The following is a 12,299-nucleotide window of genomic DNA, read 5'->3' on the forward strand; positions in this document are numbered from 1 at the left end:
GCGCCGGAAGTACTGAGGGCAGACCACGTGCCCAGGCCCAGCGGCTCCGGCTCAGGCGGCGCCGCGCAGATCGCCGGACGGGTTATCCACTAAAATCTAACCCGGATCACTCGATGGGGGCTGGTCAGGGCAGGGGGGCCGAGCTCGGCCTGCCGCGCGGCCGCAAGCCCGAGACCTGCCCGGTGCGGGCTCTGGAAGCCTGGCTGCAGGCCAGCGACTTCCGCTACGGCCCGGTGTTCCGCAAGGTCGACCACTAGGGCACCGTGGAGACCGCCGCCCTGCACCCCTATTGCCTTGCCCAGATTCCTGGCCCGCCGCCTCGCGCTGGCCGGTCTCAAACCAGCCGGCCTCGAGCGGCTGTCCCTGCATGGGCTGCGGGCTGGCTTCATCACCGAAGCCTACAAGGCTGGCGCGCGCGACGAGGCGATCATTGAGCACAGCCGCCACCGCGACATCCGCATCATGCGCGGCTACATCCACCGCGCCAAGCTCGTCGACGAGAGCCCAGCCGGGATGGTCGGGCTGTAGCCCTCTGAGCGGCTGTGACCCACCCGGACAGGGGAGGGCCAGGAGCCGGGCGCGCAGGTTGCCGGACCGCGGGCCAGGCCGGCGCTGCGTGGGTGGATCTGGAGAAGGCGAGAAACGACACGGGTCAGCAACCGGGAAGGCGGCGGCGCATGCGTACCTACCACCACTGCCCCACCGGCCGTTCCGCCCAGCAGTGCACGATCCCAGGTTCTGAGCGGCCTTGGTCTCAGACGACCCCGGTCACAGATCAGCCCGGAATGTGGGGCGGCCGGTGCCCGCGTAAAGGATGCTGGCCTGCCGCTGCGCAGCCTCAGCCTGCATCGCAACCAGCGCGGGGTCCATGTCGCGGTCCGGGCGCGGCTCGTGCCGGAAGTGGTTGTATTCGTCGACGCCGCGCACGAGTGCTGCGCTGTCACCGTGGATCGCCACCTGCCGCACATGCGTCGGGATATAGCGCACCGCCAGGCCGATGCGCCGGTCCTGCGCATGATTGGCGCCCGAGGCATGGAAGATCTTATGGTGGTGCAGCGACATCTCGCCCGGCTGCAGTTCCACGTCGACCGCCATCGCTTCATCTACATCGACCGCGATCTCTTGGCCACGCGTCAGCATTGCGCCGGGTTTCCAGGTATCCACATGCGGCACGACTTCGCGCGTCTGCGTGCCCGGGACCATGCGCATCGCGCCGCTCTCCTTCGTCGCGGGCGACAGCGCGATCCAAGCGGTGATCGCCTCGTCCGGCTCCAGGTGCCAATAGGTCGTATCCTGATGCCATGCGACGTAGCGGCCGTCGCCGGGCTCCTTGATGAACCAATGCGTATTCCACGCCATCAGGTTCGGGCCGAGAATGTCTTCGACCGCGTCCAGGATCTTGGGTGTGCGGATGAGCTCGTCTACCCAGGTGAACAGCAGGTGCGTTTTGAACATCAGGGAGCCGCGCAGCGGGCCGCCCTGGCTTCGCTCGAAAGCCTCAAGGCACTCACGGTAGTACCGGACCTCATCGGTCGTCAGCACCGGCACCGGCCAGTACACGCCGTCCCGGCGGTAGTGCGCAACGGCATCGTTCGTCAGCAATTTGGACATGGTTTCCTCCTCCGTCTTCTGTTTTATTGTCAGGCAGCGCTTTGCTCCGAGATGCTACGCAGGCGCTGCCACGTTTCCGTGCCAGCCACTTCGCAATGGTCGTGGGCAAGGCGGGCGGCGGTGTTCGTCTCGCCGGCACGGATCGCCGCCGCGATGACGATGTGCTCCTGCCAGCAGCGGAGATGAAAGGCCTTGTCCTGCAGGGCGACCGCGATGCCGCGCCGAACATGGGCCCATTGCTGGCGCGTGATATCCAGCACGACGGGGTTCCCGGACATATCGGCCAGCAGTTCGTGAAAGGCCATGTCAAGGGGCACCAGCGTGGCGAGGTCATGCGCATGCGCGGCGGCCTCGCCGTCGGCAAGCACCTTGTCCAGGGCATCGAGGCTGCGCAGCGTCCGGTCCCCTGACGCAACGCGGCGTGCGGCACTCGCCGCGGCCAAGGAATCCAGTGCGGCACGCACTTCGAACACGGCCTTCAGGTGATCAGGGTCGACAGGCGCCACCTCCAGGCCGCGGCCGGGGGCGTCGCGCAGAAAGCCCTGCTGCTTGAGCAGCACGAGGGCATGACTGATCGGCTGCCGCGACACTTGCAGCATCGCGGCGAGGCTTTCCTGCGTGACGCGCGCGCCCGGCGGCAGCCGGCCGTCGCAGATGGCGTCGAGCAGAAGGGCGTGGCAGCGGCCCACCAGCTTTTCCGGGGATTGCAGAGGCTGCAGTTGCCAGTCGGCGAGCACCGAACGTCTCCGAACTCTGAATGCAGAATGTAGAGTGTGAGACCGCTGGTCAAGCTATGCCGTCGGCGGAGGATCAGGACGTGTGAGGCGGTCGCCATGACCACCAATGGTTGCATCAACGGTGAACCTGGCCGTGCAGGGCGCAGCCGGCGGCACAGGTGCCTGGCCGTCGCAATCAGCACCCCCCCCCGCGGCCCCGATCGCGGCGCCTGGGACGCCCCACGTCCACCACCCGCGACTGTAAAGTGGCGGAGGGCACGAGCTGGCAGAGGGCGCAGACGATACCCTCCTGGAGAGCTGTCCCCGCACTCCGCTATCGTGCCGCGCTATGGACAACCGAGACGAGTTGACACAGGCCACCCCTGAAAAGGCTGCGCCGGTACCGCAGGCCGCGGCTGCCCTAACCACGGCGGCGGCATCGACCCTGACGGAGGAGGCTTACCGCCGCCTCGAGGAGATGATCGTCACCCTGGAGCTTGCCCCCGGCAGCGTCGTCTCCGAGGCGAGTCTTGGCCGGCAGCTCGGCATCGGGACGACGCCGGTTCGCGAGGCCTTGCAGCGCCTCGCCCGCGAGCACTTGGTGCAGGTGCTGCCTCGGCGCGGAGTGGTGGTGACGGCGGTCGACCTGCGGCAGCAGCTGCAGGTGCTGGAGACGCGCCGCGAGCTGGACCGGCTGATCGCCCGCGCCGCAGCGCGGCGCGCGACGGCCCGCGAGCGCGCCGCGATTGCGGAGCTCGCGTCCCGCCTCGAGGAGGTGGCGGGAGAGGAGGACATCCGTGCCTTCATGCGGATTGACGGCGAACTGCGGCAGGCGCTGGGCCGGGCAGCGCGGAACGAGATCGCGGCGGCGGCGGTGGCGACCCTGCATGCAGTCTCCCGCCGCTTCTGGTTCTTCCACCACGGCGGGTTAGCCGAGCTCGCTGAGACGGCGTGCTTGCATGCCGCCATCGCGCGGGCCGTTGCCGCCGCGGAGGAGGCTGCGGCTGTTGAGGCATCCGACCGGCTGGTGGCCCACATGGTCGCGTTCGCGCGAGGGACCTTGCCCGGGCTTGCAGCTGACATGCTTCTGGCATAAGACTGGCATGCCAGTTCACCGGCGCGGGAGAAACGTCTTGCAACTCACCCAGGCGCAGCGCGACCAGTACGAACACGACGGCTTCCTCATCCTCCCCGGCCTGTTCTCGCCGCCCGAGGTCGCGGCCATGAAGCAGGAACTGCGGCGCATCGAGGAGATCGACACCGACCATCTGGTGCGCGAGCGCAGCGGCGGCGTCGCCAAGACTATTTTCAGGGTGCACGAGGCCGACGGCCCCACCGCCTCGCCCGTGTTCCGCGCCGCCGCGCGCGCACCGCGCCTGCTGCAGCCGGCGCGACAGGTACTCGGCGACGACGCGCTCTACATCCACCACACCAAGTGCAACCTGAAGACCGCCATCGACGGCTCGGTGTGGCAGTGGCACCAGGACTATGGCTCCTGGCGGCGCGACGGCGTGCCGGCACCCGAGATGACGACCGCGCTGGTGATGCTGGACGAGCCGACCGAGATGAGCGGCTGCCTCTACTTCATTCCTGGCAGCCACAGGGTCGGCAATCTCGAGCCGGAGATGGACGACCACACCAGCTCCTACCGGCTCTGGGTAGTGCCGAAGGATGAGCTGCTCTCGATTATGCAGCGCAGCCCGGAGCCGGTGCCGATTATCGGCCCGCCCGGCACCGTGGTCTTCTTCCACTGCAACATCCTGCACGCCTCCGGCCACAACCTGTCGCGGCACGACCGCTGGGCTGTCTACTACGTCTACAACCGCACCGCGAACCGGCCCGGCGATGTGCCGAACCCACGGCCGGACTATGTACGCTCGACCAACTGGACGCCGCTGCCGCTCGGGACCGACGACATCCTGGCGCCGGCGCAGCCGGTCGCGGCCGAGTAGGGGAGCGGACGTCATGGCCCTGCGCCTCACCCCGTTGCACCCGCTCTTCGCCGCGGAGGTCGAGGACATCGACCTCCGCGTGCCCCTGCCGCCCGCGGCGGTGGCCGAGATCGAGGCGGCGATGGACCGCTTTGCCGTCCTCGTCTTCCGCGATCAGGCGCTCGACGACGACCAGCAGATCGCCTTCGGCCTGAATTTCGGGCCGCTGGAGGCCGAGACGGCCACCGTGGACCTACACAAGCGCCGCCTGAAGCACGCCCAGATGAACGACATCTCGAACCTGGACGAGCGCGGCCAGCTTCTGGCGGCGGACGATCGGCGCCGGATGTTCAACCTGGGCAATCGGCTCTGGCACAGCGACAGCTCCTTCAAGGCAACGCCGGCGAAATACTCGCTGCTGCATGGCCGCGTGGTGCCGCCCGAGGGCGGCGAGACCGAGTTCGCCGACATGCGCGCCGCCTGGGACGCGCTGCCGGAGAGGACAAAGGCTAAGCTGCGCGACTTGGTCTGCGAGCACTCATTGCTCTTCTCCCGCGGCCAGCTCGGCTTCACCGAGTTCACCGAGGATGAGCGCGCGAGGTTCGCGCCTGTGCCGCAGCGGCTGGTGCGGCGGCACGCGGGATCGGGCCGGCTCTCGCTCTATCTCTCCTCGCATATCGGCCGCATCCGCGGCTGGCCGGTGCCGGAGGCGCTGGCCCTGGTCCGCGACCTTATGGAGCACGCCACCCAGCGCGAGTTTGTCTATCGCCATAGCTGGCGCCGGCATGACCTGGTCATATGGGATAACCGCTGCACCCTGCACCGCGCCCGCCCGTTCGAGGACAGCGAGCATCCGCGCGACATGCGCCGCGTGACGCTGCAGGATTCGCGGCCGACCCTGGAGCAGGCCGCCTGACGGTAGAGGCTCAACGGGACAAACGGGAGGACCACCCATGCTGCAGATCCAGCCGATCGAGCCGCTCTTCGCGGCCCGGGTCACCGGCCTCGACCTGCGCCGGCTGCCGGAGGACGCCGCGTTCGCGCGTCTCCGCGAGGCCTTCGAGCGCTACTCGGTGCTGGTCTTCCCCGACCAGGCGATCGACGACGCCGCGCAGGTCGCCTTCAGTGAGCGCTTCGGTCCGCTCGAGACCACGCGGGCCGGTGCCAACGGCGCGGGTGGAAAGCTCATTGTGCTGACCAATATCGGCCCCGACGGGCGGATCGCGCCGCCGACCGACAAGCAGGTGCTGAACAACCGCGCTAACCAGTCGTGGCACCACGACAGCTCCTTTAAGCCGGTGCCGGCGCGTGCCTCCATGCTCTCGGCACGCGAGATCCCGGGCGAGGGCGGCAATACCGAGTTCGCCAGCCTGCGCGCGGCCTATGCGGCGCTGCCGGAGGATCTGCGGGCCGCAGTGCAGGACAGGACCGTGGTCCACGATTTCGGCTGGTCGCGCTCGCGCGTCGAGCCTGCGCTGGTCACCGAGGCCGAGCGGGCGGACTGGCCGCCGGTGCGTCACCCGATGGTGGTCGCGGGCGCGCATGGCCCGGCGCTCTACCTCGGCGCCCATGCCCGCATGGTCGAGGGCATGGCAGAGGCAGAGGGGCGGGCGCTGATCGACCGGCTGATGGCCTTTGCGACCCAACCGCGTTTCGTCTACAGCCACCGCTGGGCGCCGCACGACCTGGTGCTGTGGGACAACCGGGCAGTGCTGCACCGCGCGACGCCCTTCCGCAGCGTCGCCGAGCGCCGCCACATGGTGCGCACCACGATTGCCGGCGAGGAGCCGCGCCGGGCCGCCGCGGAATGACTAGCGCGGAGACCCTCCTTTCCGTGCAGTATGACTACGTCATCATCGGCGCCGGCTCGGCGGGCTGCGTGCTGGCCAACCGGCTCTCGGCCGATCCCACGATCTCCGTCCTGCTGCTGGAGGCCGGCGGGTCGGATGCGCATCCCTATGTGCGGGCGCCTGCCGGCTTCCTGAAGACCTTTCAGGACCCACGCTTCAACTGGTGCTACAGCACCGAGCCGGGACCCGGGGTCGACGGCCGCGCCATCTTCTTTCCCCGCGGCAAGCTGCTCGGCGGGTCGAGCTCGATCAACGGCCACCTCTATGTCCGCGGCCAAGCGCGCGACTTCGACACATGGGCGCAGATGGGCAACCGCGGCTGGTCCTATGCCGATGTCCTGCCGTACTTCCGGCGCTCGGAGGACCGCCCGGGCGGCGACCCGGCCTGGCGCGGCCGCGGCGGCCCGCTGCATGTCTCGGACATCCACGAGCGCCACCCAATCTGCGAGGCCTTCATCGCCGGCGCTGAGAGCCTCGGCTTGCCGCGCAACCCCGACTACAACGGCGCGGCGCAGGAGGGGGTCGCCTACTACCAGCGTACCATCCGGAACGGGCGCCGGCACAGCGCCGCGACCGGTTTCCTGCGCCCGGTCCGCGGCCGGCCGAACCTGCGGGTCGAGACCGGAGCGCATGCGCTGCGCCTCGATTGCGAGGGGCGGCGAGTCGTCGGCGTCATCTACCGACAGAAGGGCAGGATCAGGAGCGTCCGGGCCGGGGCGGAGGTACTGCTCGCAGCCGGCGCCATCGGCTCGCCGCACCTGCTGCAGGTCTCGGGCATCGGGCCGGCTGAGCAGTTACGCACAACTGGCATCGCGCCACTGCACGACCTGCCCGGCGTCGGCGAGGGCCTGCGCGACCACTACGCCATGCGCGTTGTCCGGCGCGTGACGCGGCCCGCCACCCTGAACGAGCGGGCCCGCCTGCCGCGGCTGTCGTGGGAGATCGCCGCCTGGATGGTCAGCGGGCGTGGGCTGCTCGCCTTCAGCCCGGCCCATGTTGGCGCCTTCCTCCGCTCCCGCCCGGAGCTGGACGAACCGGACCTGCAGATTGTCTTTACCCCGGCCAGCTACGGCGAGGGCGGGGTTACCGGCCAGCTGGAACCCCTGCCCGGTATGACGTGTGGTGTCTGGCAGATGCGGCCCGAGAGCACGGGCCATGTGCGTGCCTGCTCGCCCGACCCGCAGACGGCGCCAGCGATCCAGCCCAACTACCTCATGGCGGCGGAGGATTGCCGGGCCGCGGTGGAGGGGCTGCGCTGGGCGCGCCGGCTGCTCTCGACCGGGGCGCTGGCGCCCTGGCTCGGGCCGGAGACCGTGCCGGGTGAGGGCTGCGCGGACGACGCGGCGCTGCTCGCCTATGCCCGGACGCGGGGCTCGACCGTCTACCACGCTGTCGGCACTTGCCGGATGGGCACGGACCCGCTCGCCGTGGTCGACCCGGAGCTGCGGCTGCGCGGCCTGGCGGGGTTGCGGGTGGTGGACGCGTCCGTCATGCCAACCATGGTCTCGGCCAACACGAATGCCGCCACCCTGATGATCGCTGAGAAAGCCTCGGACCTAGTCTTGGCTGCACGTCGCGCCGCATTGGCCAGGGCAGTCGCGTGAGCCGTTCTCCGGAAACTATGCAAAGGCCGCTCGCTTCAGCCCGAAATGTTAGCCAGAGCATGCATGGCCTGATCGGTGCACGGTCGGCCATGTCGCCAGTGAGGCATGGCGCCCGGGGCGATGTCAGTGGCGATACCGTGGCGCCGGCTCGCCGGACGGGTGATCGCCGGCCGGATCGATCTGGTCCATACGATACGCCATCGCTGGGGCGAGCCTCGCTATCAAGGGATCCCAGCGGCTGCGCAGCGAGACATAGGCTTCCGCGCCCACCTCCTCATCCGTCGTCGTCTCGATCCCGGCCCGGCGCAGGCGCTGCACGCCGGACCGGTAACGCCGGCGCCAGCGGTCCGACGCCTCCCCTGCCGACGGCCTCGCCTGCTCGCAGGCGCCGTCGATCGGGAAGGTTTCCTCCAAGGTCGTGACCAGGACCAGGGAGGCCCGCCAGAGCTGCTCGACCGCCGCCGACTCCTTCAGCCAGCCATGGCGTTGGTCATCCAGCGCGCTGCGGATCAGCGTCACGGCATCGAGCGCCATGAGCGCCGACCGGGAAACGGAGTAGAAGGGCTGGCGGAAGCGGAAATAGAACAGCACGGGGTAGAAGTGGTGCGCCTCCTTGGCCTCGGCCATGCCGGAGCCAACCTCCGCCACATCGGAGTAGCCCGCGCTGAACTGGCCACATGGCCCAAGGCGGGCCACAAGTTCGGCCGCGTCGCCGGTTTCGCCGGTGAGGAGATGCAGCTTCAGGCCGAGCGCGTTCCGCCGCTGCAGCGCGGCATAGACCTGCATGATGTAGGTGAGGGTCAGCGACACCACGGACATGCCGGCCAGCGAGTTGAAGAGGTAGAGGATCCGCGCCCAGTCGGTCTGGGGCGCGAAGTCGCTCGAGCCGACGATGGCCATGCTGCTGCCGCCGGCGTACATCGCCGCCACGAAATCGGTCGGCGTCCCGCCGCTCTGGGCGGTGATGGCGGTGCCGAGAAGCGGGTGCATGACGAGCGCCGCGCCGAGGGTAAGTGCCAGCGCCCAGGCGGCGACCAGCAGCACCAGGATCGCGGGACCGCAGAAGGCGAGAACCTCACCGCCTCGCGGTCCGAGCGCTCCCGCCGCGACGCGGAACGCGGCCCAGGTCGCACGCGCCAGGCGCGTGCTGATGATTCCAGTGCCGGCACGCGCGTAGAGGACGGTCAGGAACACGTCGGCGAGCACGAGCAGGACCAGGAAAGCGCCCACCACCTGCTCGAGCCAGTCCGGCATTCAGGAGGCCTCCGCCCCGGTCACGCCGAAGGCGTGGAGGCCCGGGAGCATTCTGCTATCGTGTCCGCTGTCCAGCCTGACCGGCGTGCGCGCGCCCGAACAGACCGATCATCTCGCGGTTGAAGGCTGGGATGTCGTCGGGCTTGCGGCTGGAGACGAGATTGCCGTCCACCACCGCCTCCTGGTCCACCCACTCCGCGCCGGCGTTCTCCACATCGGTCTGCAGCGACGGCCATGAGGCGATCCGGCGCCCCTTCACCTTGCCGGTCTCGATCAGCGTCCAGGGGCCGTGGCAAATGGTCGCCACCGGCTTGCCGCCATCGAGGAAGGCCTGAGCGAAGAGGACAGCACCCTCGTTCATCCGCAAGGTGTCGGGGTTGATGACGCCGCCAGGCAGCAGGATGGCGTCGAACTCCTCGGGGCGCGCCTTGGCCAGCGGCACGTCCACCGGGAACTCGTCGCCCCATTCGGTGAACTTCCAGGCGCGCACCCGCCCGTCTTTGGGCGAGACGATGCTGGTCTTGGCGCCTGCCTGATCGAGCGCCTTCCGCGGCTCGGTCATCTCGACCTGTTCGAAGCCGTCGGTGACGAGGATCGCTACCTTCAGCCCGTCGAGGTTACCAGAAGCCATGTTCGTGTCTCCGTGAGGGATTGCGTTCGATGGGATCGGCTCTCGTGACCGCTACCGCCCCTGCCTCCCTGGCAGTCCGTTCGACGAGAAGATGCGGCCCCCCTTCGATGACAACGCGCTCGGGAGGGGCCACCGACGCACGCAGCATCCGCAGCCCGCGGGATGAGCCACCTTCGCGCCACGCTCGTTCGAAGCGACAAGACTGCGGCGGGCGGAGGCCATGCCGGCGAGGCTGGGCGCGCTCAGGGAAGCCCGTGGAGCGCTGCAGCCGCAGGTCGGACAGGCGCAGGGATCGCGGAACTCTGCCATCGGCCGCATCGCCGTGAACCTTCCGCATTCTTGGCACTCGTACTCGTAAACCGGCATGGCGCCCTCGATATGCGTGGCTGTGAAGCAGACCGGCGGCTGAGTGGCCGAGGGGGCAAGGCCACCCCGCCCCAGTGTCAGTCGGTCACGCCGCAGGCTTGAGGACCACCTTGGTCCAGCCGTCGTCGCGCGCATCGAAGTGCCTGTAGGCATTCGGTGCCTCGCCCAGCGGCAGCTCGTGCGAGATGATGAATGAAGGCTTCGCGCGGCCTTTCGCGATGAGGTCACGCAGCTGGCGATTGTAGGCCTTCACGTTGCACTGGCCGGTGCCCATGCTCTGCCCCTTGAACCAGAAAAGACCGTAATCGAAGACAATCTCGCCCTGCTTGTAGAGCTCATCCTGGGGGGCCGGATCCTGCGGCACGTAGACGCCGACGACCCCGATGCCGCCGGTGAACTTCACCGATTTCACCAGGTTGTTCATGGTCATGTTGGGATGCTCGTGGCCGTCCGGGTCGTGGGCCTGGTAGCCGACGCACTCGCAGCCCCGGTCGGCGCCTATGCCGTTCGTCAGCGCCATGACTTGGTCCACCGGGGAGCCCTTCGAGTCATCGATGGGCAGGGCACCGATCGAGGCCGCCAGTCTCAGCCGGTCGGGATGGCGATCGACGACCATGACCATGCAGGCACCCTTAATCATGGCCGAGTGGGCAGCCATGAGGCCGACCGGCCCGGCTCCGTAGATGATGACCGACTCGCCGGGACGCAGGCCGGCGAGCTCGGTGCAGTGCCACCCGGTCGGGAAGATGTCGGCCAGCATCACGTAATCGGTCTGCCGCTCTTCTGCGTCCGGCGGCAGCTTCAAGCAATTGTAGTCGCCGTAGGGAACGCGCAGTAGATCGGCTTGGCCGCCCCGGTACGGTCCCATGTCCGCGAAGCCGTAGGCGGCGCCGGCCATGTTCGGCACAACGCTCCGATCCGCCGTGGTGAGGCAGAAGGCGCTCAGGCCGCGTTCGCAGTTCTTGCAGAAGCCACAGCCGATGTTGAACGGTATCGCGACCCAGTTTCCAACCTTCACCCGATCGACCGCGGCCCCGACCTCGATCACCTGGCCGAGGTTCTCGTGCCCGAACACCCCGCCACGCGGGAAATCGGTCCGGCCCTCGTACATGTGCAGGTCCGAGCCGCAGATGTTGGTGCTCGTGATCCGCACCAGCACGTCCGTCGGCTTCTCGATCTTTGCGTCCGGCACATCCTGCACCGCGACATCACGGGGGCCGTTATATACGACTGCTCTCATTTGCATTCTCCTCGGATCGGGCATTTGGACGCGCAGCCTATCGAGAGCTCCCTGGCTGATGTGGTCTGGAAGCCTGGTCGCGGATGATCGGCGTCAGGGGGTGAACACGGCCCGGACGCAGCCCTCCTTCTTGTTCTTGAACAGGTCGTAGCCGCGCGGCCCCTGTTCGAGCGACATCGGGTGCGTCAGCAGGTGCGAGGGGTCCATCTCGCCGCGCTCGATGTGGCCGAACAGCCGGTCCACATAGCGCTGCCCGTGCTGCTGGCCGGAGCGGATGGTGAGCGCCTTGTTCACCACGGCGCCCATCGGGAACTTGTCCACGAACGCCCCGTAGACTCCCATCACTGAAACAGTGCCGCCCTTCCGGCAGCACCGGATTGCCTCCCGCAGCGCGACGATCCGCTCCGTCAGCAGCGCTTGCTGCTTTGCGAGATCGTAGAGATAGCCGACACCCATGCCATGCGCCTCCATACCGACGCAGTCGATGCAGCGGTCGGGGCCGCGGCCGCCTGTCAGCTCGGTCAGCGCCTCGGGGATGTCCACCTCCTCATAGTTCAGCGCCTCGGCGCCGCAGTGCTCGGACGCCATGCGTAGCCGCTCGGGGAAGCGGTCGATGGCGAACACCCGCTCGGCGCCCAGGATGCGCGCACTCTGCATCGCCATCTGGCCGACGCCGCCGCAGCCCCAGACCGCCACGATGTCGCCGGATTGGATGCCGGCGAGGTCTGCGCCCATGAAGCCGGTCGGACAGGCGTCCGACACGAAAAGCGCCTTCTCGTCCGGAATGCCCTCCGGCACCTTGAAGACGTTCACGTCGGCAAACGGAACCCGAATGAAACTGGCATGGCTACCGGCCCAGCCGCCGAGGGCATGGCTATAGCCGATGATGCCGGCTGGGCTGTGGCCCCAGACCGCCTCGGCCATGAGCGGCTTCGGGTTGGTATTATCGCAGCAGGAAAAGTCGGTGCGCCGTATGCGTCAGCCCACGCTGGTGGGTTGACGGCTTGGCCTGAAGTTCCAGGGTAGCAGCTCGTCGATACGGGTGATGGGGTGGCCATTTGCGAGGCGGTCGAGCACGGCTGCGATGTAGGCTTCC

15 protein-coding genes are annotated in these 12,299 nt (G+C 68.6%); 7 read left to right on the forward strand and 8 right to left on the reverse strand.

Annotation, left to right across the window (positions count from 1 at the left end; all coding sequences use genetic code 11):
* Positions 1-113 precede the first annotated feature (113 nt).
* Together HJG45_RS27815 and HJG45_RS27820 are read left to right on the forward strand one after the other, a co-directional pair.
* The gene (locus HJG45_RS27815) at positions 114-257 is read left to right on the forward strand and encodes a hypothetical protein (RefSeq protein WP_165839104.1); all 144 of its coding nucleotides are present in this window, start codon (positions 114-116) and stop codon (positions 255-257) included.
* Positions 258-294: 37 nt separating this feature from the next.
* Complete coding sequence (locus tag HJG45_RS27820; protein ID WP_111472868.1) at positions 295-528, forward strand: hypothetical protein; 234 nt, start codon at positions 295-297, stop codon at positions 526-528.
* 240 nt (positions 529-768) lie between these two features.
* Here the strand turns inward: HJG45_RS27820 and HJG45_RS27825 are convergent, their stop codons facing one another.
* Complete coding sequence (locus HJG45_RS27825; protein WP_111472869.1) at positions 769-1,611, reverse strand: phytanoyl-CoA dioxygenase family protein; 843 nt, start codon at positions 1,609-1,611, stop codon at positions 769-771.
* Positions 1,612-1,640: 29 nt separating this feature from the next.
* Entirely contained in the window at positions 1,641-2,348 is a 708-nt protein-coding gene (locus HJG45_RS27830) for a GntR family transcriptional regulator (RefSeq protein WP_111472870.1), read from the reverse strand.
* Positions 2,349-2,694: 346 nt separating this feature from the next.
* Here HJG45_RS27830 and HJG45_RS27835 point away from each other — a divergent pair, with 346 nt between their 5' ends.
* From HJG45_RS27835 to HJG45_RS27855, 5 genes are read left to right on the forward strand one after another with little or no spacing between them, the layout of a single operon-like run.
* Positions 2,695-3,423, forward strand: a complete 729-nt coding sequence (locus HJG45_RS27835) for a GntR family transcriptional regulator (RefSeq protein WP_165839105.1) — start codon at positions 2,695-2,697, stop codon at positions 3,421-3,423.
* 37 nt (positions 3,424-3,460) lie between these two features.
* Positions 3,461-4,279 (forward strand): phytanoyl-CoA dioxygenase family protein, encoded by an 819-nt coding sequence (locus HJG45_RS27840; RefSeq protein WP_111472872.1) that lies wholly within the window; start codon positions 3,461-3,463, stop codon positions 4,277-4,279.
* Positions 4,280-4,292: 13 nt separating this feature from the next.
* Positions 4,293-5,174: a TauD/TfdA family dioxygenase gene (locus tag HJG45_RS27845; protein ID WP_111472873.1), complete on the forward strand. Its 882-nt coding sequence runs from the start codon at positions 4,293-4,295 to the stop codon at positions 5,172-5,174.
* Positions 5,175-5,211: 37 nt separating this feature from the next.
* On the forward strand, positions 5,212-6,069 hold the full coding sequence (locus HJG45_RS27850; RefSeq protein WP_111472874.1) for a TauD/TfdA family dioxygenase: 858 nt from the start codon (positions 5,212-5,214) through the stop codon (positions 6,067-6,069).
* 23 nt (positions 6,070-6,092) lie between these two features.
* Positions 6,093-7,712 carry a GMC family oxidoreductase gene (locus HJG45_RS27855; RefSeq protein WP_368040693.1) on the forward strand — a complete coding sequence of 540 codons (1,620 nt, stop codon included), beginning with the start codon at positions 6,093-6,095 and terminating at the stop codon, positions 7,710-7,712.
* Positions 7,713-7,835: 123 nt separating this feature from the next.
* On the opposite strand, the gene HJG45_RS27860 is transcribed toward HJG45_RS27855, so the two are convergent.
* From HJG45_RS27860 to HJG45_RS27885, 6 genes are all read right to left on the reverse strand, one after another.
* On the reverse strand, positions 7,836-8,966 hold the full coding sequence (locus tag HJG45_RS27860; RefSeq protein ID WP_171617205.1) for a two pore domain potassium channel family protein: 1,131 nt from the start codon (positions 8,964-8,966) through the stop codon (positions 7,836-7,838).
* A 55-nt stretch (positions 8,967-9,021) separates the two neighbouring features.
* Positions 9,022-9,597, reverse strand: a complete 576-nt coding sequence (locus HJG45_RS27865; protein WP_171617207.1) for a type 1 glutamine amidotransferase domain-containing protein — start codon at positions 9,595-9,597, stop codon at positions 9,022-9,024.
* A 51-nt stretch (positions 9,598-9,648) separates the two neighbouring features.
* Positions 9,649-10,116 carry a zinc ribbon domain-containing protein gene (locus HJG45_RS29590; protein WP_368040694.1) on the reverse strand — a complete coding sequence of 156 codons (468 nt, stop codon included), beginning with the start codon at positions 10,114-10,116 and terminating at the stop codon, positions 9,649-9,651.
* On the reverse strand, positions 10,049-11,203 hold the full coding sequence (locus tag HJG45_RS27875; RefSeq protein WP_171617211.1) for a glutathione-independent formaldehyde dehydrogenase: 1,155 nt from the start codon (positions 11,201-11,203) through the stop codon (positions 10,049-10,051). The genes HJG45_RS29590 and HJG45_RS27875 overlap by 68 nt, the downstream gene beginning before the upstream one ends.
* Before the next feature lie 93 nt (positions 11,204-11,296).
* Positions 11,297-12,127, reverse strand: coding sequence for a zinc-binding dehydrogenase (locus tag HJG45_RS27880; protein ID WP_254452855.1), 831 nt, complete (start codon positions 12,125-12,127; stop codon positions 11,297-11,299).
* A 54-nt stretch (positions 12,128-12,181) separates the two neighbouring features.
* On the reverse strand, positions 12,182-12,289 hold the full coding sequence (locus tag HJG45_RS27885) for a transposase domain-containing protein (RefSeq protein ID WP_408902020.1): 108 nt from the start codon (positions 12,287-12,289) through the stop codon (positions 12,182-12,184).
* Positions 12,290-12,299 lie beyond the last annotated feature (10 nt).

Source organism: Roseicella sp. DB1501 (assembly GCF_013112485.1).
In the GTDB taxonomy this organism is placed as follows: Bacteria; Pseudomonadota; Alphaproteobacteria; order Acetobacterales; family Acetobacteraceae; genus Paracraurococcus.

Excerpts from the sequence above, each read along its gene's own strand:
- HJG45_RS27815 (WP_165839104.1), top strand. The coding sequence starts at position 114 with ATGGGGGCTGGTCAGGGCAGGGGGGCCGAGCTCGGCCTGCCGCGCGGC.
- HJG45_RS27825 (WP_111472869.1), bottom strand. The coding sequence starts at position 1,611 with ATGTCCAAATTGCTGACGAACGATGCCGTTGCGCACTACCGCCGGGAC.
- HJG45_RS27845 (WP_111472873.1), top strand. The coding sequence starts at position 4,293 with ATGGCCCTGCGCCTCACCCCGTTGCACCCGCTCTTCGCCGCGGAGGTC.
- HJG45_RS27850 (WP_111472874.1), top strand. The coding sequence starts at position 5,212 with ATGCTGCAGATCCAGCCGATCGAGCCGCTCTTCGCGGCCCGGGTCACC.
- HJG45_RS27860 (WP_171617205.1), bottom strand. The coding sequence starts at position 8,966 with ATGCCGGACTGGCTCGAGCAGGTGGTGGGCGCTTTCCTGGTCCTGCTC.
- HJG45_RS27865 (WP_171617207.1), bottom strand. The coding sequence starts at position 9,597 with ATGGCTTCTGGTAACCTCGACGGGCTGAAGGTAGCGATCCTCGTCACC.
- HJG45_RS29590 (WP_368040694.1), bottom strand. The coding sequence starts at position 10,116 with ATGCCTACAGGCACTTCGATGCGCGCGACGACGGCTGGACCAAGGTGG.
- HJG45_RS27875 (WP_171617211.1), bottom strand. The coding sequence starts at position 11,203 with ATGAGAGCAGTCGTATATAACGGCCCCCGTGATGTCGCGGTGCAGGAT.
- HJG45_RS27880 (WP_254452855.1), bottom strand. The coding sequence starts at position 12,127 with ATGGCCGAGGCGGTCTGGGGCCACAGCCCAGCCGGCATCATCGGCTAT.